Genomic DNA, 21,670 nt, shown 5'->3' with positions numbered 1-21,670 from the left:
CGCGCGGAGGAGCACCACATGGCCGGCGGACGCGGTGTCGTCGTCACGGGAGCGGGATCGGGTATCGGACGGGCGGCGGCGCTGGCCTTCGCGGCGGGCGGGGACCGGGTGGTGGTGGCCGACATCGACGCCGCGCGCGCCGAGGCCGTCGTGCGGGAGATCGAGCAGGCCGGCGGCACGGCGGTGGCCGCCGCCGGCGACCTGGGCGACCAGGCGGTCGTGGACCGGGTCGTGGCGACGGCGGTGGAACGGTTCGGCGGAGTGGACGTCCTGGTGAACAACGCCGGGATCATGGACCGCATGTCGGCGCTGGCCGACGTGAGCGACGCCGAGTGGGAGCGGGTGATCCGGGTCAACCTCACCGCGCCGTTCCTGCTGAGCCGCGCCGTGCTCCCGCACATGCTGGCCGCGGGCAGGGGCGCCATCGTGAACACCGCCTCCGAGGCCGCCCTGCGCGGCAGCGCCGCGGGTGCCGCCTACACCGCGTCCAAGCACGGCGTGGTGGGGCTGACCAAGTCCCTCGCGGTGATGTACCGGGGGCAGGGCATCCGGGCCAACGCCATCTGCCCGGGCGGCACGGCGACCGCCATCGCGGTCGACGCCGACCAGGGCGCGCGCGGTCCGGCGACGGTCGGCGCGCACCACGTCAACATGGGCCGGCTGTCGCGGCCCGAGGAACAGGCCGCGGCCATCGTGTTCCTCGCCTCGGACGCGGCGAGCAACATCAACGGGGCGATCCTGCCCGTGGACGACGGCTGGTCGGCCGTCTGACCGGCCGTCAGGGACCGGGCGCGCGCAGGAAGTCGCGGGCCAGCCGCTCCCCGGCCCGCTCGGCGGCCCGGCGGTCCTCCACGGGGTCCACCCGGCCGCCGTCGAACACGATGTACGTGACGCCGGAGGGCACGCCGCCGCCGCGCGGGTCGGGCCGGATGCCGAGTTCCTCCGCCAAGGCGTAGGACCCCTCGCCGATGACACCGCGCGGGCCGATGTCGCCGACCACCGCGTACCGCACCCGGTCCCGGTGGATCACGGCCGCCACCGACCCGCCGGTGACGCCGTCCGCGCGGTGGTCCCAGGCGGGGCCCGGCGAGGGCACGACGATGTACGGCAGCCGGGCGGCGTCCAGCGGCCGCCCGTCGGACTGCGCGAAGGCCGTGGACGCGGTGAAGACCGGATCCGTGCGGCGGTTGCAGCGGGGTCCGGGCCGGCCGTCGCAGTCGATGTCCAGGTCGGCCTTCCAGAAGACGGCGCCGGGCGTCCGGCACACCGGCACGTCGGCCGGCTTCCCGGCGTCGCCGCGGTGCCGGGCGGACGAGACCGGGTCGCAGTCGCGCACCCTGGCCAGCAGACCCTCGGCGGTGACGGCGTCGTCGCCGGGTTTCTCCCGGACCTCCGCGAAGGCGGTCCGCGCCGGCGACCCGGCACCCGGTCCGGGCGGCGGCGGGGCGGCGGGCGGGGCGGCCGGGGCGAGCAGGGCGGCGCTCGCCGCGACGAGCGTGAGCGACTGGACACGCACCATGGGGCTCTCCAGGGGACCTCGGCGGAACCTGACGGACACTCAGGCCAATCTGGGACCCGGCCCGCCGGACGGCCACCGGAGGAGGGCCGGACGGCGCACGCCCGGCCCGGGCGAAGAGACGGGCGGCCCGAGCCTCGACCGGCTCGGGCCGCCCGTGCCGGCGCGGCACAGCGACGACAGCATTGCGCGCCACCGGCCTAACTCTCCCGGTCGACCGGGGAGTTGGGCCGTCACGCACCTCAGCATACGTAACTCTTCCGGGTGAGTGCGCCCTCCGCCCTCTTGATGTGATCGCGTCAGCCGGTCCATATTGGTCCGGACCATTGCCGTCAGGCCGTCCGGGAGGCAGCGCCGTGCCAGACGTATCCGCTCCCGCCGTTTCCCCGCCTCCGTCCCCGCGCCGCCGTCTGCGCCGCGCCGCGCTGCTCTGCGCCGGCTCCGCGCTGGCCGCCTCCTGCGGCTGGGGGTCCGCCGCGGCTGGCGGGGGCGAGGCCCCGCCGGGGGCGCCGACCGGGGTCACCGCCGAGGCCGGCACCGCGACCAGCGTGCACGTGATGTGGAACACGGTCGCCGGGGCCGAGGCGTACGAGGTGTACCGGGGGCGGACGAAGGTGCGGGAGGTGTCCGGCGCCGAGCGCATGGTGGACGTCCCCCGGCTGCGTCCGTCGACCGCGTACGCCTTCACCGTGCGCGCCCGCGACGAGGACGGCCGGACCGGGCCGCCCAGCCGCGAGGCGCGGGCGACCACCCCGGCCGCGGCGGCCGAGGACCGCACCTCGCCCGCACCGCCCTCCGGCGTCCGGGGACGGGCCGCCGGCAGCCGCGCGGTCCAGCTCTCCTGGTCGGCGGGGCCGGCGGTGACGGACGGCACCGAGGTGGTCTCCTACGACATCGAGCAGGGCGGCACGAAGATCCACAGCGTGGGCGGGAACCAGACGGCGGCCGTGGTGACGGGACTGCGGCCCGGCCAGGACTACGCGTTCACGGTCCGGGCCCGGGACGCGGCCGGCAACGTCTCCCCCGCCGGCCGGGCCGTCCGGATCACCACACCGGGCGCCGACGACGGCCGGGCCACCGCCCCCACCGGGCTGCGCGCGGGCACCCACCGCGCCGACGGGGCGTACCACATCGACCTCAGCTGGGTCCCGCCGGTCACCGACGGCGTGATCACCGAGTACCAGGTGCAGCTCGACGGCAGCCCGGCCACCGCCCTGGTCTTCGGCGGTGACGCCCCGCGCGACCGGGCCGAGCACACCTTCTACGCGGGCCGCGAGGCCGGGGTCACGCACCGGGTGCGGGTGCGGGCCAGACTGCCCGACGGCACCTGGGGCGGCTGGTCGGCCGAGCGGACGGTGACGACCGGGAAGTGAGGGTCCGCGCGGGCGGCACACCGCCGGTCACCTGCCCGGCCGCGCCCCGCGTGCGGGCCGGTCCGCCGCCCTGTTGGCTGCCCGTGAGGCGGCACGGGCCTTTCCTGATTCGGCGGCGCAAGGGATGTGCCACCGGCCGTGCTGCCGAAAGGGCAGTCACATGCGCATCTCTCAGCCGCTTCTCCGCTCCGGCCCGATCGTGGCAGCCGCCGCGCTGCCCCTCGCCCTGACCGCCGGCCCGGCCGCCGCCGGCCCCGGGATCTCGGTGAGCACCACCGGGTCCACCGTCTCGGTGACCACCGCCGCCTGCGCCCAGATCAACGGCGCCTGGGGCACGGCCTCCCTGCTCACCAGCGGCCAGGCGTCCTTCGCCCAGGGCCGCCAGGTGGCCCTCTCCGGTACGAGCACGAGCCAGACGGCCGCGTGGTCCGGCGTCAGCCCCGGCACGTACACCGTCGTCGTCATGTGCTCGAACAACAGCACCGCCGGCACCCAGACCGTGATCGTCTCCCGGTCCGCGGCCCCCACGCCGACGAACCGGCCGACCATCTCCGCGACGGCCTCGCCGTCCCGCGGGGTCATGGGCGGCGTCGGCGGAGCGGTCAGGGACTACGGCACGGCCACCCTGGTGGTGGGCGGCGCGCTGGTGGGGTCCGGGGTCATCGCGACGGCCTGGTTCCTGCGCCGCCGCTCCAAGCCGTACCGGTTCTGATCAGGCGGCCGGGTCCGGCAGCTCGGGGAAATCGGCCAGGGCGTGCCGCAGCCACTCGGTCCAGAAGGTCTCCAGGTCGATGCCGGCCCGCAGCACCAGGTGCCGCAGCCGGTCCTCGGCGCCGTCCCGGCCGGGCGGGAAGTCGCGCCGCTCGATCTCCCGGTACTCGGCCAACTGGGCTTCGTGCAGCTCCAGATGGCGGCGCAGGTCGGCCTCGATCCCCTCGGTGCCGACCACGGCGGCGGCCCGCAGCCGCAGCAGCATCGTGTCCCGCATCGGCCGGGGGTCCTGCGCGGCGGCGGTCCAGCGGGCCAGTTCGGCGCGGCCGGCGGGCAGGACCTCGTACGCCTTCTTCTGGCCGCGGGCGGGCTGTCCGGCGGGCAGTGCCCGGATCAGTCCCGCCTCCTCCAGCTTGCCCAGCTCCCGGTAGATCTGCTGGTGCGTCGCCGACCAGAAGTAGCCGATCGACCGGTCGAAGCGGCGGGTCAGCTCCAGTCCCGACGACGGCTTCTCGAGCAGGGCGGTGAGGATCGCGTGCGGGAGTGACATGGACCCATCCTAGGGACGGCGGCCGGACGCCCTACAGCCTCGCCGCCAGCTCGGTGCCCTGGGCGATGGCGCGCTTGGCGTCGAGTTCGGCGGCCTCGTCGGCGCCGCCGATGAGGTGGGCGGGGCGGCCGGCGGCGATCAGCTCGTCGTAGACATCCCGGCGGGGCTCCTGGCCGGTGCACAGGACGACGGTGTCGACCTCCAGGACGGTGCGCTCGCCGCCGACGGTGAGGTGCAGCCCGGCGTCGTCGATCCGGTCGTAGCGCGCTCCCGGGACCATGGTGACGCCGCGGTGCTTCAGCTCGGCGCGGTGGATCCAGCCGGTGGTCTTCCCGAGCCCGGCGCCCACCTTGGTGGTGCGGCGCTGGAGCAGGTGGACGGTGCGGGGCGGGGCCGGGCGCTCGGGGGCGGTGAGGCCGCCGGCGGCTTGGTAGGCGGTGTCGACGCCCCAGTGCCGGAAGTACGTCTCCGGGTCCTCGTGCGCCTTGTCGCCTGCGTCGGTGAGGAAGGCGGCGACGTCGAAGCCGATGCCGCCGGCGCCGAGGATCGCGACGCGGTCGCCGACGGGGGCGCCGCCGTACAGGACGTCCAGGTAGCCGACGACGCTCGGGTGGCCGGTACCGGGGAGGTCGGGGACGCGCGGGGTGACGCCGGTGGCGACCACCGTCTCGTCGTAGCCGTCGAGGTCGGCGGCGGTGACGAGGGTGTTCAGGCGGACGTCCACGCCCTCGTCGGCGAGGCGGGTGCGGAAGTAGCGCACCGTCTCGTCGAACTCCTGCTTGCCGGGGACCCGCCGGGCGACGTTGAGCTGGCCGCCGATCTCGGGGGCGGCGTCGAACAGGGTGACGTGGTGGCCGCGTTCGGCGGCGCTCACCGCGCAGGCGAGGCCGGCCGGTCCGGCGCCGACGACGGCGACCCGCTTGACGCGCCGGGTCGGGGCGAGGACGAGTTCCGTCTCGTGGCAGGCGCGCGGGTTGACCAGGCAGGAGGTGATCCGGCCGCTGAAGGTGTGGTCGAGGCAGGCCTGGTTGCAGCCGATGCAGGTGTTGATCGCCTCGGGGCGGCCGGCCGCGGCCTTGGCGACGAAGTCGGGGTCCGCGAGCATCGGGCGGGCCATCGACACCATGTCGGCGGTGCCCTCGGCGAGGAGCCGTTCGGCCAGGTCGGGGGTGTTGACGCGGTTGGTGGTGACCAGCGGCACGGACACCTCGCCCATCAGCCGCCTCGTCACCCAGGTGTAGGCGCCGCGCGGCACCGAGGTGGCGATGGTGGGGACGCGGGCCTCGTGCCAGCCGATGCCGGTGTTGATGATCGTGGCGCCGGCGGCCTCGACCGCCCGGGCGAGGGTGATCACCTCGTCCAGGGTGGAGCCGTCGGGTACCAGGTCCAGCATGGAGAGGCGGTAGATCACGATGAAGTCCGCGCCGACGGCCTCGCGCACCCGGCGGACGATCTCCACGGGGAAGCGCATCCGGTTCTCGTAGGGGCCGCCCCAGCGGTCGGTGCGGTGGTTGGTGCGCGTGACGATGAACTCGTTGATCAGATATCCCTCGGAGCCCATGATCTCGACGCCGTCGTACCCGGCGGCGCGGGCGAGGCGGGCGGTGCGGACATAGTCGTCGATGGTCCGCTCGACCTCCGCGTCGGTCAGCTCGCGGGGAACGTGGGCGCTGATCGGGGCCTGGAGGGGGCTGGGCGCGACCAGGTCGCGGTGGTAGGCGTACCGGCCGAAGTGCAGGATCTGCAGGGCGATCCGGCCGCCCTCGCGGTGCACGGCGTCGGTGACGGTCCGGTGCCGTTCGGCCTCGGCCTCGGTGGTGAGCTTGGCGCCGCCCTCGTACGGGCGGCCCTCGTCGTTGGGGGCGATGCCGCCGGTGACGATCAGGCCCACTCCGCCGCGGGCGCGGGCCGCGTAGAAGGCGGCCATCCGCTCGAAGCCGCGCTCGGCCTCCTCGAGGCCGACGTGCATGGACCCCATGAGGACGCGGTTGGGCAGCGTGGTGAAACCCAGGTCGAGCGGGCTCAGCAGATGGGGGTAACGGCTCATGGGCCCTCCGTGCGCGGTGACGTGCCTCTGTTGTAGAGGACGCCCGCCCCTTTTTGCAACTAGTTGCATAAAGCGGGGGCGGGCGTGGAGGGCCGGACCGGTGTCAGCGGTTGCCGAGGCGGACGTGCAGTTCCCGCTCCTGGTCCCCCGAGGCCGTGCTGAGGTCGCGCACGGCGAACAGGGAGTCGAGGGTGGTGCGGAACCGGTCGATCGCCCAGTAGCCGCCCTGCACGTCGGCGTCGACGGGGGCGCCCAGCCGGGACGGGCGGTGGGTGCCGTGCCGGTCGTCGGAGACCTCGAAGGTCCCGAGCCACACGGTGGGCCGCACCTCGTGGCAGTCCCGGGGGACGTCGTCCGCGCACCGGTCGGACGTGAAGCACGCGCACAGGGTGTCGAAGACGGTCCGGGCGTCTTCCTTGCTGCATCCGCTCAGCTCCACCGAGACGGATTCCGGGTGGGTTCGCTCGGCGTCCATGGTGATCGCTCCTCTCGGGCCGTGCCGCGGCCCGCGGGCGCTCCGCGGAACCGCGCCCCCCTCACCCACCAAGAAAAGCACCACCCCGGGCGGAGCACTACCGCGCGCCGCCCGGGGTGGCGCGCGGCGGCTCAGCCGCGGGTGAAGCGGTACGTCTTGCTGTCGGTCAGCACGCAGAAACCCGGCGAGACGACGATGACGCGCAGGGTGCCGGTGCGCCGGTCGTAGTCGATGCCCTCGGCCTCGAAGCTGCCCGAGCAGCCGCTGCGCAGGGGGAGCTGGCGCAGGGCGGTGACCCGGCCGGTGACGTCGGCGGCGCCGGTCGGGGCGGCGGAGAGGTCGACCTGGAGGAGCGGCTTGGTGACGCCGAAGAGGGTGCCCGCGGGGTCGTCGGAGGAGCACAGCAGCCGGGTCGCGGTGACGAAGTCGCAGCCCTGGACGTCGCGGACGGGGCGGTCCAGGCGGACGGTGGCGGCCTGGGGGAGGTCGGCGGAGGGCGAGGTGGCGGGGTTGACGCCGGGGGTGGGGAAGACCAGCAGGCGGTCCATCGTGCCCCACTCGCCCGACAGCATCCACTGGCCGTCCGGGGAGACGGCCGCCCAGGAGTTGTTCAGCGCCTCGCCCGCGTCCAGCGTGTGGACGTACTCCGACCACGTGCCGTCCGGCGCCTGCACGCGGTACATCTTCGCGCCGCCGTCGTCACGCTGGTACGGCTCGATGTAGTGGCCGTCGTAGGAGGCGTCGGGGTCGCCGACGTGGTTCCAGCCCCGGGTGGACAGGGAGAGCGGGACGGTGCCGATGCCGGTGTAGCGGTTGGGGCTGTTCGCGGGGACCTCGACGGAGGCCAGCCCCTGGCTCTCGGTGAGCGGGTCGGCCCGGTCGGAGCCCGCCTCGGTCCAGGTGTCGGCGGTGGCGGCGGCCGTCGCGGACGGGGCGGCGGCGAGGGCGGCGGCCGCCGCGAGGGCGAGGGCGGCGACCCCGGAGAGGTACGTCCGACAACGTTGCCGTACGTCGCGGGGCAGGGGCAGGGGACGGCGGCGCGGTTGCCGGGGCATGGGGCTCCTCGGTGGGGGGCACGGGGCGGCGGAGGCCGGAGGGACGCTCGGCGCACAGTCTGGCGCGGCCCGGCAGGGCATGTACAGACCAAGCCCGCGCCGCGCACCCCACGAGTCGGTGAACGTCCGGCTACGCGACCTGGACCCGGACCCCCGTCACCACGTGCGCGTACCGCTCCTCCGACACCGCGAGCCGGGCGCGCAGGCCGGCGCGGGTGAGGACGTCGAGGGCGGCGGGGGCCTGGCGTTCACTGGTCTCGGTCAGGAGGCAGCCGCCGGGGGCGAGCCAGCGCCCCGCCTCCCCGGCGACCCGGCGCAGGACGTCCAGGCCGTCCGCGCCGCCGTCGAGGGCGAGCCTCGGCTCGTGGTCGCGGGCCTCGGCGGGCAGCAGGGGGACTTCGCCGGTGGGCACGTAGGGCACGTTGGCGGTGAGGAGGTCCACGCGTCCGCGCAGCGCGCCGGGCAGCGCCTCGAACAGGTCGCCCGCGTGGACCCGGCCGCCCGCCGCGGCGAGGTTGCGGCGGGCGCAGCGCACCGCGGCCGGGTCGATGTCGGCGGCGTGCACCTCGGCCCCGTCCAGCGCGGCGGCCAGGGCGGCGCCGACCGCGCCGGAGCCGCAGCACAGGTCGACGACGACGGCGGCGTCCGGGGCGTGCGCCAGGGCCTGTTCCACGAGGAACTCGGTACGGCGGCGGGGGACGAAGACGCCGGGTTCGACGGCTATCCGCAGCCCGCGGAACTCGGCCCAGCCGAGGACGAGTTCGAGGGGCAGGCCGGTGACGCGCAGGTCCACCAGGGCGGCGGCCTCGGCGGGCGTGCGGGCGGTGGAGAGGATCAGCTCCGCCTCGTCCTCGGCGAAGACGCAGCCCGCGGCGCGCAGCGCGGCCACGACCCGGTCACGGGAGGCGGGAGAGGAGGAGCCGGGGAAGGCGGGGGACGGTGAGGTCATGGAGGTCGAGGGCCTTTCGGGAACCGAAGGGCGCTCTCGCGGTCATCCGCCGGAGGATGTCCGGGGGCCGGAGAAGAGGAACGCCCGTGCCGACACAGCGGTGATGGGTCCCACCTCCTCGCATCACGTGCGGCCGGGACGTTCCGCGGCCGCCGGTCACCCTACCCCAGGGGTCCGGCCCGCAGGGGTCCTCCGGCGGTCCCGCTCGGGCCATTAAGTTGTATGATGCAACCAAGTAGGTGGAGGAGGTCCCCGTGACAGCACCCGGCAGGCCCGAGGAGCCGGCCGTCGTCCGCGGGGCGGGCGCGGCCGAGGAGGTCATCCACCGCGAGCTGACGGCCTTCGCCCGGCGGGCGCGTGCCTCGGCGGGCCGGATGCACCCCGAACTCTCCCTGGTGTCGTACACCCTGCTCGGGCACCTGGAGGAACGGGACGGCTGCCGGGCCACCGACCTGGCCGCGCACTACGCGCTGGACAAGTCCACCGTCAGCCGCCAGGTGAGCGCCCTGGAGCGGGCCGGCCTGATCGAGCGGCGCCCCGACCCGGACGACGCCCGGGTGCAGGTGCTGCACCTGACGGAGGCGGGGCGGCGCATCCTCGCGCAGGTCACCGAGAGCCGGCGCGCGGCGTTCCGGGAGCGGCTCGCGGGCTGGCCTGAGGACGACCTCGTACGGTTCGCCACCTACCTGGCGCGGTACAACGACCACCGGGAGACACCGGAGCAGGGCGCGGGAGCGCGGGCGGGCGCGGACGCCGGGGCCCGCCCGGCGGCGGGGGAACCCGGGCCACGTGCGGCGACGGACTGCGGAGCACGTACGGTGGAGGACTCCGACCCGGTTCGCACGCCGCCCGCCACGGGCGGTCCGAAAGGCACCACCGCATGAACGTCACCCGAGGCTTCACCGGACGCGCCCGCACCGTCCGTCCGGGGCTGCCGCCCGGCCAGTACGACGCGCGCGACGACTGGCCCGTGCTCTCCGCCGAGGTCACCCCCGGCCTGGCCGCCGCCGACTGGTCCTTCCGCGTCGGCGGCCTGGTGGCCGAGCCCCGCACCTGGACGTGGGAGCAGGCCCACGCGCTGCCGGGGTCGGCGTACGAGGGGGACATCCACTGCGTCACCGGCTGGTCGAAGTTCGGGACGCGGTTCGAGGGCGTGTCCCTGGACTCCTTCCTGGCGGCGGCGGGCCCGCTGCCGTCCGCCACGCACGCCCTGGCCCACTCCCACACCGGTTACACGGCCGGCCTGCCGCTGGCGGACCTGACCGGCGGGCGGGCCTGGATCGTCTGGTCGTCCGACGGCCGGCCGCTCGCCCCGGAGCACGGCGGCCCGGCCCGGCTGATCGTGCCGCACCTGTACTTCTGGAAGAGCGTGAAGTGGGTGGCGGGCCTGGAACTGCTCGACCACGAGGAGCCGGGCTTCTGGGAGCGCAACGGCTACCATCCGCGCGGCAACCCGTGGGAGGAACAGAGGTACGCCGGTGACTGAGACGACACTGCCCCGGGCGGGCGCGGGTTTCCCGCCGCGCACGCGGTTCGCCGTGCCGGGCCGGATCGCCGTGGACGAGCAGGTCGCGGCCCGCTGGCAGACCGCGACGCTGACCGAGATCCGCCCGGAGACGCCGCGCGCGGCCACCTTCCGCTTCGCCGTGCCCGGCTGGGCGGGGCACCTGCCCGGCCAGCACCTGCTGCTCCGGCTGACCGCCGAGGACGGGTACACGGCCCAGCGTCACTACTCCCTGGCCTCCGCGCCCGACGGCTCCGGGCACATCGAGCTGACCCTGGACCGGGTCGCGGACGGCGAGGTGTCCGGCTGGTTCCACACGGTGGCCCGGCCCGGCGACCGGGTGGAGGTGCGGGGGCCGCTGAGCGGTTTCTTCGCCTGGCCGGGCGACCGGCCCGCGCTGCTGGTCGGCGCCGGTTCCGGCGTCGTACCGCTGATGTCGATGGTCCGGTACCACCGGGCGCGGGGCCTGTCGGTGCCGCTGCGCCTGGTGGTGTCGGCGCGCGGCCCCGAGGACCTGCTGTACGCGCGGGAGTACGGCGCGGAGACGACGCGGGTGTTCACCCGGAACGCCCCGGCGGGGACCCCGGTGGGCCGGCTGTCGGCCGCGCACCTGGCTCCGCTGCTGGCCGAGCGTCCGCCCGGCGGCTGGGAGGCGTACGTGTGCGGGTCCAACTCCTTCGCCGAGCACGCCACGCGGCTGCTGGTGGCGGCCGGGCAGCCCGTCGACCGCATCAGGGTGGAGCGCTTCGGCTGATCACGCCCCCGGGTCGCTGCGGTCTGCCGGTCGCGTCGTCCGAGGGGCGGCCATGATGGTGCCGGACAGCGGCGACCGCGACGAAGGCGGCGTGACATGGCGTATGGCCACATCGGTTCGTTGAAGGCCCGGCCCGGCAAGCGCGCCGACGTGGTCGCGATCCCGCTCTCCGGAGCGGGCGGTCTCCGCGAACTCGGCTGTGGCAGCTGCGTGGTGGGCCCGGCCGTCGGCGACCCGGACACGATCGTGGTCACGGAGGTCCGGGAATCGAAGGACCACCACGACGCGTCCCCGCGGTCGCCCGAGGCCAAGGAAGCGGTCGCTGCCGCCATGCCCATGCTCACCGGCGAGTTCACCGGTCGCGAACTGGTGGTGGCCGGCGGTCTCGGCGCCGGCGACTGACGATCACCGGTCGAGCCGGCGGGAGACGGCTGCGCCGTGGGGGGCGTGGAAAGGTGAGGACGCCGCCGGCTCCGTACGCGGGGAGACGGCGGAGCCGGCGGGCGTTCGGGGCCGGACGGTCAGGCCGACGCCAGTCCCGCGCTGTGGCTGGAGAACAGCGGGCAGTACGTCGTGCCGTCCGGGACGTCGGTGGCCGCCTCGCTCCGGGAGCGCGCGTGGGCGGCTTGGATCCCGGCCCGGTCGTCTTGTGGGCTGCCCGGCCGGGCCGACGCGCCGGGATTCGCGCGCCGCACCCGTGCCGGAGCGGGTGTGGCGATCCGGTACAGCAGCGTGTGCGCCGCCACGGGGGGCACGATCTGGCATGCGAGGGCCGGGGACGTCCTGGGGCTGTCGGTCCCCGGCGCCCGGCCGCGCGGAGCCGTCGTCGACAGCACCGAGGACACCGGCGTCTTCCGCTTCACGGCGGTGACCGGCGCCCCCGACCGGGCCGCCCTGCGGCTGTGCTTCACCACGGCCGGTGAGACCGGTCCGGAGTGCTTCCCGCACGACGGCCCGGGACGTGACGGGGGCGGCTCCGTCGCCCGCCGTGTTTCCGCGACGGCGTCGGGCCCACCGGAACCGGGAGGGTCGTGGTCCGCGTGGTCCGCGCCACCCGGGGGGGCGCACGACCGAGAGAGTTCCGCCGTCCCCGCCGCCGCGTCCGGTGGCCGGGCGAGCGAAGCGGCGCAGCCCGGCACCGGGCGCGTCCGCGTCCCGGGTCGTGTGTTCCGCTGCCACCGCCCACCGGTCGCGCGGTCCCTCCCGCCGGGGAGCGCGTGCCAGGCGTCGCGGGACGGCCCGGGCCCCGGCGGTCTCCTCCCCGCCGGGCCTGGCACCTGGGCGGCGGCGCGGAGGGCCGCCCCGGCCGTCATGGCCCGGACGGAGCGGTGAGCGGGATCGGCCGGACGGGGTACCAGACCTGTGCGGGCACGCGTGCGCGTGCGTGAGGCGGAGGGACCGGCGGTCCGGTGGCCGGAGGCGCGGTCCGCCGTGCGGCCCTTCGGCCGGGGCGACGGCGAGGAGGACGAGATGCGAACCCGGGTGCGCGGCTGGCGCTGGCGGCGCAGTCCGCTGCGGCGCCGGTCGGACGTGATCGAGGCGTGGACGGTCCTGGCCGTGGCCGTCCTGCTGCTGCTGGGCGCCCCCGCGCTGGGCTCGGCCGCCGGATGGTGGGCGCACGGCCAGGCACAGGCGGTGGCCGCCGAGCAGCGGGCCGAACGCCGGCAGGTCCGCGCCGAGGTGGTCGGCACGACCCCCGACGCGCTGCCGTCGGTGCAGTCCGGCGGGCAGCACTCGTACCGGACGACGGTGCGCTGGTCGGAGCCCGGTGAGGCGCCCCGGACGACGACGGCGCGGCTGCCGGCCCGGACCCGGCACGGCGAGACGGTCACGGTCTGGGCGGACGCGCGGGGGCGGAACGTGCCGCCGCCGGCCGACGCCGCCACGATCTGGCGGCACGCCGCCACCATGGGCGCGTGCGCCACGGCCGGGTCGGCGGCCCTGATCCTGCTGGGGCACTGTGCGGTGCGCCGGGCGGCCCTGCGGCGCCGGATGGCCGAGTGGGACGCCGCCTGGGCCCTCACCGAGCCGCAGTGGACCCGGCGCAACGCCTGACCACCGGCCGGCGTGGCGTCGACACGCACCGCCGAACCGCCGGTATGCGTCGCCACCCCGTGACGCCCTGATCAGCCACCCCTCCGGGCGCACCGTGCCGCCCGGTCACCCGATCATCTCGGCCGTCGAGCCTCCCGCCCGCCCGAGCCGTCGACGCGCATGGAACGCCCTGACCAGCGTTGTTCCCGCCCAGCGATCGATCGACGCGGGGGTGCCCGCAGGAGAGCCGGACGGGGATCTGGCGAGTCCTCCGATCACTCGCGTACGGTGTGATCATCCGGACGGTCCGGCGCCCTCCCTCACCCGAAGGCGGTCCTCGATGCCCCTGTTCGACCTTCCGCTCGACGAACTCCGCGACTACCGCAGCGCGTCTGCCGAGCCGGAGGACTTCGACGCGTTCTGGAGCAAGACGCTCCAGGAGTCCCGCGAGCACGACCTCGACGCCCGTTTCGAGCCGGTCGACACGGGGCTGACCACGGTACGGACGTACGACGTGACGTTCGCCGGGTTCGGCGGCCACCCGGTGAAGGGCTGGCTGACCGTGCCCGCCGGCGCCGACGCGCCGCTGCCGCTGATCGTCGAGTACATCGGCTACGGCGGGGGGCGCGGCCTGCCGCACGAGCACCTGCTGTGGGCCTCCACCGGCCGCGCGCACTTCGTGATGGACACCCGCGGCCAGGGCAGCGGCTGGGGCGGCGGGGGCGGTACGGCCGACCCGGTCGGCGGCGCGCCCGCCTACCCGGGATTCATGACCCGGGGCATCGACGCTCCGGAGAACTACTACTACCGCCGGGTCTTCACGGACGCGGTCCGCGCCGTCGAGGCGGCCCGCTCGCACCCGCTGACCGACGCCGCGCGCACCGTCGCCATCGGCGGCAGCCAGGGCGGCGGCATCACCCTCGCCGTCGGCGGCCTGGTCCCGGACCTGACCGCGGTCGCGCCCGACGTGCCGTTCCTGTGCGACTTCCCCCGCGCGACCACGCTCACCGACCGGCACCCGTACCGGGAGATCGGCCTCTACCTGAAGACGCACCGGGGCCGCGCCGACGAGGTGCGGCGGACCCTGTCCTACTTCGACGGCGTGCACTTCGCCGCCCGCGGCCGGGCCCCCGCGCTGTTCTCGGCCGCCCTGGAGGACCTCACCTGCCCGCCCTCGACGGTCTTCGCGGCCTTCAACGCCTGGGCGCACGAGGACAAGGACATAGAGGTGTACGAGTTCAACGACCACGAGGGCGGCGGCCCCTACCAGGAGGCCGCCAAGGCGCGCTGGCTCGCCGGGCGGCTCTGACGCACCACGTCCTCAGGGCCGGCGGGCGGTGACCAGCCGGGCGCGCGGAGCGCCGTCGGGCCGCCGCCCGAACTCCGGCAGCGGGCTCAGCTCCACCGCGAAGCCGGCCCCCGCCAGCGCACGGCGTACGGCGGCCAGGCGGAACGTCCGGTAGTACATGACGAACGGCGGCCGCCACAGGGCGTTGCGCACCCGCATGGCCGCGTCGAAGCCGAGCAGCGCCCAGTACGCCCGCGAGCCGGGGCGGGGCGGTGCCGCGAGCGGGAAGGCGAACCGGCCGCCCGGCCGCAGCACCGTGTACACCCCCGCGAAGAGGCCGGGCAGTTCCCGGGGGAGGAAGTGCCCGAACGCCCCGAAGCTCACCACCAGGTCGAAGGCGGCCGTGAACGGCAGCGCGCGGGCGTCGGCGCGGACCAGGGAGACGGCAGGCCCGGCGGCCCGCCGCGCCCGCGCGAGCATGCCCGCGCTGAAGTCGACGCCCGTGACGCTCCCCTGGCACAGGCGGGTCAGCACGTCCAGGCCCGCACCGGTGCCGCAGCACAGGTCGAGGCCGGCGTCGAACGGCCCGAGCGGCGCGAGCGCCGAGGCGACGGCGTCCAGGACGCGGTCCGGGGTCCGGTAGGGGGTGCGGTCGAACTTCGGGGCGAGCAGGTCGTAGCCGCGCTCGACGGACGACAGCGCCTGTACGGCGAGTTCGCGCGGGGTGGGCGCCTCGGGGCGGGACATCCGGTCAGCGTAGCGGTGCGCGGACGCCGCCCGGCCCGGAACAAACCTCGGTGCGCCGGCGTTCCTCCCGCCGACGGACCGCTCCCCTGTTCCACCACCGCCACCCTGTGCTACGGTGCGGTGAGCACATGCGTACGCCCCCTTCTCTTTCCGGGGCGCCGGTGCGGTTCTTCTCCCCCTTCGCCGAAAGGCCCGCCCTTCCCGGTCGGTCCACCGGCTTTCCCACACCGCCTCGCTCTCGCCGAGGTGCTGTTCCCGCCGTCCGCGGGCGCGTCAGCGACGCCCCTGCCCGTACGGCCTCCCCCTCCCCCGCGCTTCGTCGCCCGCCGTCCGTGAAAGGACCCCTCCCTCATGACCACCACACTCGAACACCCTCCCGTACGGCAGGCCCCGGCCGAGACCGTCACCGGCGTCCTCGACCTCGACGCGAGCGGCAAGGGGCACCTGCGCACCGCGGGACTGCTGCCCACCGCCGCCGACCTCCAGGTCTCCCCCGCCCTCGTCCGCCGGCACGGCCTGCGCAAGGGCGACCTGGTCGAAGGCGTACGGGGCGACCGGGGCGCCCTGGCCGACGTCGTCCGGGTCAACGGGCGCGCCCCGGAGCGGCCGGCCGCGCGGCGGCACTTCGCCGATCTGACGCCGCTCCACCCGCACCAGCGGCTGCGCCTGGACCACCCGGCGGCCGGGCTCGCCGGACGGGTCACCGACCTGATCGCCCCGGTCGGCAAGGGACAGCGCGGGCTGATCGTGGCCCCGCCGAAGACCGGCAAGACCGTCCTCATCCAGCAGCTGGCCGCCGCCGTGGCCGGCAACCACCCCGAGTGCCGGCTGATGGTCGTCCTCCTCGACGAGCGGCCCGAGGAGGTCACCGACATGCGGCGCTCGGTGCGCGGCGAGGTGTACGCCTCGACCTTCGACCGGACGCCCAAGCAGCACATCGCCCTGGCCGAGCTGGTGATCGAACGGGCCAAGCGGCTCGTCGAGGCCGGTGAGGACGTCGTGATCCTCCTCGACTCCCTCACCCGGCTGTGCCGGGCGCACAACAACGCCGCGGGGCCCGGCGGACGCACCCTCAGCGGCGGCGTCGACGCGGGCTCGCTCATCGGCCCCAAGCGGTTCTTCGGCGCCGCCCGGCAGGCCGAGGAGGGCGGTTCGCTCACCGTCCTCGCCACCGCGCTGGTGGAGACGGGCTCCCGGGCCGACGAGTTCTTCTTCGAGGAGCTCAAGAGCACCGGCAACATGGAGCTGCGGCTGAGCCGCGAACCGGCCTCCCGCCGCCTCTTCCCGGCCGTCGACATCGACGCCTCCGGCACCCGGCGCGAGGAACTCCTGCTCACCCCGGCCGAGTCGGCGGCCGTGACCGGACTGCGGCGGGCCCTGCGCGGCAGGGAGGGGCAGGGCGGTCTGGAGACCCTGCTGGCGCATCTGCGCGAGACACCGGACAACGGGGCCTTCCTGCGCCGCGTCCGGCCCACCCTGCCCACCGGCTGACGGACCGGCGTCACCGGCCGAACGCTACGGCGGCCGACGGCCACGGGCGACGGACCACACGGCCCGCCGACGAGCACCGTTGACGGACCACCACGGCCCACCGACGGCCACCGCTGATGGACCACCACGGCCCACCGACGAGCACCGCTGACGGACCACCACGGCCCACCGACGAGCACCGCTGACGACTTGGCCGACGGGCCGCCGACAGGCACCGCTGACGACCTGGCCGACGGGCCGCCGGGGGCACACGCGGCGGCGCCGTGCGGCATCCGGGTGCTCGGTCGCGCCGCCCGGCCCTGGCAGCGTGGCGCCGGACGGACCCGTTCCTACGTTTGCGGTATGACTATCAGATTTCCATCCCGGCTGGTTCTGTCCGGCTGCGCGCTGTGCGCGACGGGGCTGCTCGCCCTCGCGCCGGCCGCGGCGGCGGTCCGCACCCGGCCGCCGGACCCCGGCCCGGCGCACGGCGCGCGGGCGGTGGCACCGCAGCCCGGCCTCCTGTACCGCTCCGGCACCCAGGTCCGGCCGCACCCCGGCGCACCCGGCCTCCCCGCGGTCTCCGCCCTGTCCTGGGTGGTGGCCGACGCCGGCAGCGGGCGGGTGCTGGCCGCGCACGACGCGCACCGCAGACTGCCGCCCGCCAGCACCCTGAAGACGCTGTTCGCGCTCACGGTGCTGCCCGTGCTCCCGGGCGGCGTACGCCACGAGGTGCGGCCCGAGGAACTCGCGCAGGTCGGCCCCGGCAGCAGCCTGGTCGGGGTCGTCGAGGGCCACAGCTACCGGGTCACCGACCTGTGGAACGGGGTCTTCCTCAACTCCGGCAACGACGCCGTGCACGTCCTGGCGGCGCTCAGCGGCGGCTGGCGCGAGACGACCGCCCGGATGCAGGCCAAGGCCCGCGCCCTCGGCGCCCACGACACGCAGGTGCGGTCGCCGGACGGCTACGACGCGCCGGGCCAGGTGTCGTCCGCCTTCGACCTGGCGGTGTTCGGCCGGGCGGGGCTGCGCAACCCGGACTTCGCGCGGTACTGCGCCCGCGCCGTGGCCCGCTTCCCCGGCGACGGCGGCGGCACCTACCCCATCGAGAACACCAACCGGCTGCTGACCGGCGCCGACGGGGTGGCCGCGTACCCGGGGCTGGTCGGTGTCAAGAACGGGTACACCAGCGGCGCCGGGCACACGCTCGTCGCCGCCGCCCGGCGGGACGGCCGCACCCTGGTGGTGACGGTGATGAACCCTCAGGACGGCGGCGCCTTCGCCGTGTACGAGGAGGCCCGCTCGCTGCTGGACTGGGGGTTCGCCTCGGCCGGCCGGGTCGATCCGGTGGGCTCGCTGGAGGCCCCGCGGGGGCGGTCGCGGCCAGGTCCGCCGCCGTCGGCGGACCCGGTCGCGCGGCCGGTGGCGGAGCCCGCCGGGGACGAGCCGGGCTGGGCGGCGACCGGGGCGGTCGCGGGCGCGGCCGGGCTCGGCGCGGGGGCCGTGGTGCTGGCGCTGCGGCGGGTGGCGGGCCGCCCGGACGAGGGGTGACCGGCCGGCAGCGCCAGCAGCAGGCCGAGGGTGATCCGCACCGATGCCGGCGTCGGCCATGGCGCCCTGGGCGAGGTAGCTGTGGACGTCCCGGCTGAACAGCGGCGGGGCGAGCAGCGGCGGCACCGACCACACCGCGAGGACTAGCGGCAGGGTGCGCGGCGGTTCGGGCCGCGCACCAGACGGCCCAGCCGGGCCCAGGCCGCGATCAGCAGGACGATGCCGCCGTACACGGCGACCACGCCGAGGGCGGCGCGGCCGGAGCCGGGACGAGCAGGTCCCGCACGGGCAGGGCACCGGCCGTCCCGCCGCCGGCCGCGAGGACGGCGGTACCGGCCAGGCCGAGCAGCAGACAGCGGCGCAGGCCGGCGGGGAGGAGCAGGGGCAGCGCGCGGGCAGCCTGCCGGGGCCGGGTGGCCGGGAGTCGACGCGCCGTTTCCCGCCCGGGAGACGGCGCGGCAGCGCCGCGTGCTTCCGGGTGGCACCATGTGCTCCCGGCTGGCGCCATGTGTTCCCGGGTGGCGCCATGTGTTCCCGGGTGCCGCAGGGGCACCGGGCGCGGCACCGCGGGGGTGGGGCCAGCCCCACCCCGGCAGCCCCACCCCCGCCCGGGGGGCGGGCGCCTCCCGGGTCCGGGGGCCACCGTCATTCATTTCCCCCGCGACCGTTCACATACTGAAGCACATGGCCAATCCCACGGTGCTCACGGAAAACACGACCCCGGCCGAAGCCGGTGCCCGGCGCGAAAGGGGCAGCGATTTCGCCGAACTCTCCCGGCGTATCACCGAAGCGGGACTTCTGCGGCGCCGCCCGCTGTATTACTCGGTACGTTTCACGCTGGTCGGGCTCGCGCTCGCGGGGGGCGTGGTGTCCTTTCTCGCGCTCGGGGACAGCTGGGCGCAGTTGTTCGTCGCGGCCGGACTGGCCGTCGTCTTCGGCCAGCTCGGGCTGGCCGCCCATGACCTGGCCCACCGCCAGGTGTTTTCCCGGCGGCGGCCCAGCGAGGCCGGCGGACTGCTGACGGCGAACCTGCTGCTGGGCATGAGCTACGGCTGGTGGATGAACAAACACACCCGCCACCACGCCAATCCCAATCACGAGGAGAAGGACCCGGATGTCGCGCCCGACCTTCTGGTGTGGTCGCGGCGGCAGGCGCGCGAGGCCGTGGGAATCCCGCGTTTCATCGGAAAGCACCAGGCGGTGCTGTTCTTCCCGCTGCTGACGCTGGAAGGGCTGAATCTCAGCTTCAACAGTTTCAAGGCGCTGCGCAGCCCGTCCATGAAACGGCCGTGGCTGGAGGGCACGCTGCTTCTCGCCCACTTCGCGCTCTACTTCGGCGGGCTGTTCACGGTCCTCTCCCCCGGCAGGGCACTCGTCTTCCTCGCCGTGCACCAGGGCCTGTTCGGGATCTACCTCGGCTCGGTCTTCGCTCCCAACCACAAGGGCATGCCGATGATCGAGGAGGGCACCCGGCTGGACTTCCTGCGCCGCCAGGTCCTCACCTCCCGCAACGTCGACGGCGGGGTGTTCGTGGACGCGCTCATGGGCGGCCTCAACTACCAGATAGAGCACCACCTCTTCCCGAGCATGCCGACGCCCGCCCTGGCGCGGGCCCAGCGGCTCACCGAGCGGTACTGCGCCGAACTGGGCATCCCCTACCACCACACGGGGCTGCTCGCCTCGCACCGGGAGGCGCTGCGGCACCTGCGCGGTGTCGGTGAGCCGCTGCGCGCCGCGCGGTGACCGGGGGCTCTCAGCCCCACAGGGCGCGGCCCAGGGCCACGCCCGCGCACGCCGCGCCGAGGCCGGCCGCCACGCTGAGCAGCACATTGCCGGCGGCGGACCGGCCGGCCCCCGTCTCCACGAGCCGCAGCGTCTCCCAGGAGAAGGTCGAGTACGTCGTGAGCGCCCCGCACAGACCGGTGCCGAGCAGCAGCTGGAGCCGGGAGCCGGCGGCACCGGCGAGGGCCGCGCCGGTGAGGGTGCCGAGCACCAGGCTGCCGGCGACGTTGACCGTGAAGGTGCCCCAGGGGAACGCCGTACCGTGCCGGGAACGGACGGCGCGGTCGGTGAGGTAGCGCAGCGGGGCGCCGGCCATGGCGCCCAGGACGACGAGCAGCCAGTTCACGCGGCGCCTCCCTTCGGTCCGAGGACGCGCCGGGCCGCCGAGGCGGCGAGCCACACCGCCGTGAGCGCCGCGAGAGGCGTCGCGGCCAGACAGACCAGCGCGGTGGCGGGGTGCCCGCCGGCGGCCAGGTCCCGGACGTCGACGGCGTACGTCGAGAAGGTGGTGAAGCCGCCGAGCACGCCGGTGCCGAGGAAGGGCCGCAGCAGGCGGTGCGGGGACCACACCTCGGTGACGGCCACCATGAGCGCGCCCATCGCCGCGCAGCCGGCGATATTGACCAGGAAGACCGCCCACGGGAAGTGCCCGGCCGGGGTGGGCCAGCACAGCGCGGCCGCGTACCGGGCGGCGGCGCCGAGGCCGCCCCCGACGGCCACCGCGGCGACGACCGGCGCCTGGGAGGGCCGTACCGCTGTCATCGTGTGTCTCCTGCTCACCGGGCCGGGCTGCCCCTCGTCCGTGCCTGGTCACGGCGTGGGCCAGGTTATCCCCGGTGACGCCTGGGGGTCACCTCGGCCCGGTACTACCATGCGGACATGGGAGCGACGACGGCCGGCGGCGGGCTGGAGGACCGGTGGCGGGAGATCCTCGCGGTGCACGCGCGCACGATGTGCGGGATCGACCGGGCGCTGCACCCGTACGGCCTCGGCGCGAGCGACTTCGAGGTGCTCGACCTGCTGGCGGGCGCCGCGCCCGGGGAGGCCGGGCACTGCCGGGTGCAGAGCCTGGCCGGCCGGGTCCACCTCAGTCAGAGCGCGCTGTCCCGGCTGATCGCCCGGCTGGAGCGGGACGGCCTGGTGGAGCGCGCCGTCTGCCTGGAGGACCGGCGCGGCGTGTGGGTGACGCTGACGGCGAAGGGCCGCGAGCTGCACGCGCGGGCGCTGCCGGCGCAGCGGGCCGTGCTGGCCCGGACGCTCGGCGACGCCGGGGGCCCGGTGTCAGGGGCGGGCGAGCAGGGTGCGGACGCCGTCCGAGGTGAGGGTGAGCCGGTGTTCGGAACCGGCGTCGATGGACAGTGACAGGTCGTCGGCCGGCCACTGCGCGGCGAGGGCGCCCAGCGGCACCAGGCGGTAGCGGGAGACGAAGGGCAGCAGGCCGGCCATCTCCAGCTCCGAGGTGAAGACGGGCACCACCTGTCCGCCGCCCGACTGCTCCAGCACGGGCAGCGCCAGGGACGCGCCGGCCGCGTCCTCGTCGCTCGCGTCGTCCGGCACCGGCACGAGCACCTCGCTGCCCGCCAGGGTGTCGAGCGCGGCCGGGTCGGAGGTGTTCTCGGCAAGGGTGTCCAGTGCCCGCTGTGCGGGGTTGGCGGCGTTGTCGTTCGCAGGTGTCTGCATGGCGATTCCCTGATAGCGGCGTTCGTACTGCCCGCTGAGACCTCGATCGGCACGGGCCCGGTCCCGCCTCGCGTACCCGAGCGGGAGTACGGCAATCCCCCGCGCGGCGCCGGGTCGCGCCGGGGGTTGACCGGGGGCCGGGCACACGATGTGATGTTACCGGTAACACCAAGCGCTTCCCCGT

The 21,670-nt window shown here is 75.6% G+C and carries 23 protein-coding genes and 2 pseudogenes; 13 read left to right on the top strand and 12 right to left on the bottom strand.

Features of this window, described 5'->3' with window-relative positions; all coding sequences use genetic code 11:
• Positions 1-18 precede the first annotated feature (18 nt).
• Positions 19-771 carry an SDR family NAD(P)-dependent oxidoreductase gene (locus tag Sdagh_RS05810; protein ID WP_189420672.1) on the top strand — a complete coding sequence of 251 codons (753 nt, stop codon included), beginning with the start codon at positions 19-21 and terminating at the stop codon, positions 769-771.
• A 7-nt stretch (positions 772-778) separates the two neighbouring features.
• Here the strand turns inward: Sdagh_RS05810 and Sdagh_RS05805 are convergent, their stop codons facing one another.
• On the bottom strand, positions 779-1,516 hold the full coding sequence (locus Sdagh_RS05805; protein WP_190078494.1) for a glycoside hydrolase family 75 protein: 738 nt from the start codon (positions 1,514-1,516) through the stop codon (positions 779-781).
• Positions 1,517-1,926: 410 nt separating this feature from the next.
• Between Sdagh_RS05805 and Sdagh_RS05800 the strand changes: the two genes are divergently transcribed.
• Both Sdagh_RS05800 and Sdagh_RS05795 read left to right on the top strand, forming a co-directional pair.
• Positions 1,927-2,889, top strand: a complete 963-nt coding sequence (locus Sdagh_RS05800) for a fibronectin type III domain-containing protein (protein ID WP_190078495.1) — start codon at positions 1,927-1,929, stop codon at positions 2,887-2,889.
• A 160-nt stretch (positions 2,890-3,049) separates the two neighbouring features.
• The gene (locus tag Sdagh_RS05795) at positions 3,050-3,601 is read left to right on the top strand and encodes a hypothetical protein (protein WP_190078476.1); all 552 of its coding nucleotides are present in this window, start codon (positions 3,050-3,052) and stop codon (positions 3,599-3,601) included.
• Here the strand turns inward: Sdagh_RS05795 and Sdagh_RS05790 are convergent, their stop codons facing one another.
• The 5 genes from Sdagh_RS05790 to Sdagh_RS05770 all read right to left on the bottom strand — a co-directional run bounded on the left by Sdagh_RS05790 (position 3,602) and on the right by Sdagh_RS05770 (position 8,676).
• Positions 3,602-4,150, bottom strand: a complete 549-nt coding sequence (locus tag Sdagh_RS05790; protein ID WP_189420676.1) for a PadR family transcriptional regulator — start codon at positions 4,148-4,150, stop codon at positions 3,602-3,604.
• 31 nt (positions 4,151-4,181) lie between these two features.
• The gene (locus Sdagh_RS05785; protein ID WP_190078477.1) at positions 4,182-6,197 is read right to left on the bottom strand and encodes an NADPH-dependent 2,4-dienoyl-CoA reductase; all 2,016 of its coding nucleotides are present in this window, start codon (positions 6,195-6,197) and stop codon (positions 4,182-4,184) included.
• A 103-nt stretch (positions 6,198-6,300) separates the two neighbouring features.
• On the bottom strand, positions 6,301-6,672 hold the full coding sequence (locus Sdagh_RS05780) for a hypothetical protein (RefSeq protein ID WP_189420681.1): 372 nt from the start codon (positions 6,670-6,672) through the stop codon (positions 6,301-6,303).
• A 131-nt stretch (positions 6,673-6,803) separates the two neighbouring features.
• Complete coding sequence (locus Sdagh_RS05775) at positions 6,804-7,694, bottom strand: hypothetical protein (protein WP_190078496.1); 891 nt, start codon at positions 7,692-7,694, stop codon at positions 6,804-6,806.
• 163 nt (positions 7,695-7,857) lie between these two features.
• A complete protein-coding gene (locus Sdagh_RS05770) occupies positions 7,858-8,676 on the bottom strand; it encodes a putative protein N(5)-glutamine methyltransferase (protein ID WP_189420683.1) in 819 nt (272 codons plus the stop codon).
• Between the two features lie 254 nt (positions 8,677-8,930).
• On the opposite strand from Sdagh_RS05770, the pseudogene Sdagh_RS05765 reads away from it, so the two are divergent.
• The 4 genes and pseudogenes from Sdagh_RS05765 to Sdagh_RS05750 all read left to right on the top strand — a co-directional run.
• A pseudogene (locus Sdagh_RS05765) lies at positions 8,931-9,380 on the top strand (MarR family winged helix-turn-helix transcriptional regulator); the annotation flags it as partial.
• A 176-nt stretch (positions 9,381-9,556) separates the two neighbouring features.
• Complete coding sequence (locus tag Sdagh_RS05760) at positions 9,557-10,162, top strand: sulfite oxidase-like oxidoreductase (protein WP_190010897.1); 606 nt, start codon at positions 9,557-9,559, stop codon at positions 10,160-10,162.
• Positions 10,163-10,214: 52 nt separating this feature from the next.
• Positions 10,215-10,934, top strand: a complete 720-nt coding sequence (locus Sdagh_RS05755; protein ID WP_190010950.1) for a ferredoxin reductase — start codon at positions 10,215-10,217, stop codon at positions 10,932-10,934.
• Positions 10,935-11,030: 96 nt separating this feature from the next.
• Positions 11,031-11,336: a putative quinol monooxygenase gene (locus Sdagh_RS05750; protein ID WP_190078479.1), complete on the top strand. Its 306-nt coding sequence runs from the start codon at positions 11,031-11,033 to the stop codon at positions 11,334-11,336.
• A 119-nt stretch (positions 11,337-11,455) separates the two neighbouring features.
• On the opposite strand, the gene Sdagh_RS05745 is transcribed toward Sdagh_RS05750, so the two are convergent.
• Positions 11,456-11,680 carry a hypothetical protein gene (locus tag Sdagh_RS05745; protein WP_190078480.1) on the bottom strand — a complete coding sequence of 75 codons (225 nt, stop codon included), beginning with the start codon at positions 11,678-11,680 and terminating at the stop codon, positions 11,456-11,458.
• Between the two features lie 724 nt (positions 11,681-12,404).
• Between Sdagh_RS05745 and Sdagh_RS05740 the strand changes: the two genes are divergently transcribed.
• Positions 12,405-12,989 carry an Rv1733c family protein gene (locus tag Sdagh_RS05740; protein ID WP_190078481.1) on the top strand — a complete coding sequence of 195 codons (585 nt, stop codon included), beginning with the start codon at positions 12,405-12,407 and terminating at the stop codon, positions 12,987-12,989.
• Between the two features lie 319 nt (positions 12,990-13,308).
• Positions 13,309-14,277 carry an acetylxylan esterase gene (locus Sdagh_RS05735; RefSeq protein ID WP_189420696.1) on the top strand — a complete coding sequence of 323 codons (969 nt, stop codon included), beginning with the start codon at positions 13,309-13,311 and terminating at the stop codon, positions 14,275-14,277.
• Between the two features lie 12 nt (positions 14,278-14,289).
• Here Sdagh_RS05735 and Sdagh_RS05730 read toward each other — a convergent pair whose 3' ends face one another.
• On the bottom strand, positions 14,290-15,003 hold the full coding sequence (locus Sdagh_RS05730; protein WP_190078482.1) for a class I SAM-dependent methyltransferase: 714 nt from the start codon (positions 15,001-15,003) through the stop codon (positions 14,290-14,292).
• Between the two features lie 351 nt (positions 15,004-15,354).
• Between Sdagh_RS05730 and rho the strand changes: the two genes are divergently transcribed.
• Positions 15,355-16,494, top strand: coding sequence for a transcription termination factor Rho (rho, locus tag Sdagh_RS05725; protein ID WP_190078483.1), 1,140 nt, complete (start codon positions 15,355-15,357; stop codon positions 16,492-16,494).
• A gap of 342 nt (positions 16,495-16,836) precedes the next feature.
• A complete protein-coding gene (locus Sdagh_RS05720; protein WP_190010893.1) occupies positions 16,837-18,024 on the top strand; it encodes a D-alanyl-D-alanine carboxypeptidase family protein in 1,188 nt (395 codons plus the stop codon).
• A 42-nt stretch (positions 18,025-18,066) separates the two neighbouring features.
• Here Sdagh_RS05720 and Sdagh_RS05715 read toward each other — a convergent pair.
• Positions 18,067-18,406, bottom strand: a pseudogene (locus Sdagh_RS05715) (MptA/MptB family glycosyltransferase); the annotation flags it as partial.
• A gap of 302 nt (positions 18,407-18,708) precedes the next feature.
• Between Sdagh_RS05715 and Sdagh_RS05710 the strand changes: the two are divergent.
• Positions 18,709-19,767, top strand: a complete 1,059-nt coding sequence (locus Sdagh_RS05710) for a fatty acid desaturase family protein (RefSeq protein ID WP_189420703.1) — start codon at positions 18,709-18,711, stop codon at positions 19,765-19,767.
• 10 nt (positions 19,768-19,777) lie between these two features.
• Here Sdagh_RS05710 and crcB read toward each other — a convergent pair whose 3' ends face one another.
• Positions 19,778-20,152 carry a fluoride efflux transporter CrcB gene (crcB, locus tag Sdagh_RS05705; RefSeq protein WP_189420704.1) on the bottom strand — a complete coding sequence of 125 codons (375 nt, stop codon included), beginning with the start codon at positions 20,150-20,152 and terminating at the stop codon, positions 19,778-19,780.
• Entirely contained in the window at positions 20,149-20,568 is a 420-nt protein-coding gene (locus Sdagh_RS05700) for a fluoride efflux transporter FluC (protein WP_189420705.1), read from the bottom strand. The genes crcB and Sdagh_RS05700 overlap by 4 nt, the downstream gene beginning before the upstream one ends.
• Before the next feature lie 117 nt (positions 20,569-20,685).
• On the opposite strand from Sdagh_RS05700, the gene Sdagh_RS05695 reads away from it, so the two are divergent.
• A complete protein-coding gene (locus tag Sdagh_RS05695) occupies positions 20,686-21,168 on the top strand; it encodes a MarR family winged helix-turn-helix transcriptional regulator (protein WP_189420706.1) in 483 nt (160 codons plus the stop codon).
• Here the strand turns inward: Sdagh_RS05695 and Sdagh_RS05690 are convergent.
• Positions 21,088-21,486, bottom strand: coding sequence for an SseB family protein (locus Sdagh_RS05690; RefSeq protein WP_189420707.1), 399 nt, complete (start codon positions 21,484-21,486; stop codon positions 21,088-21,090). The genes Sdagh_RS05695 and Sdagh_RS05690 overlap by 81 nt on opposite strands.
• Between the last annotated feature and the right edge of the window lie 184 nt (positions 21,487-21,670).

Source organism: Streptomyces daghestanicus (genome assembly GCF_020521275.1).
GTDB lineage: Bacteria > Actinomycetota > Actinomycetes > Streptomycetales > Streptomycetaceae > Streptomyces > Streptomyces griseoviridis.
The sequence above is the reverse complement of the archived record's forward strand: the minus strand, read 5'-3'. Positions and strand labels throughout refer to the sequence as shown.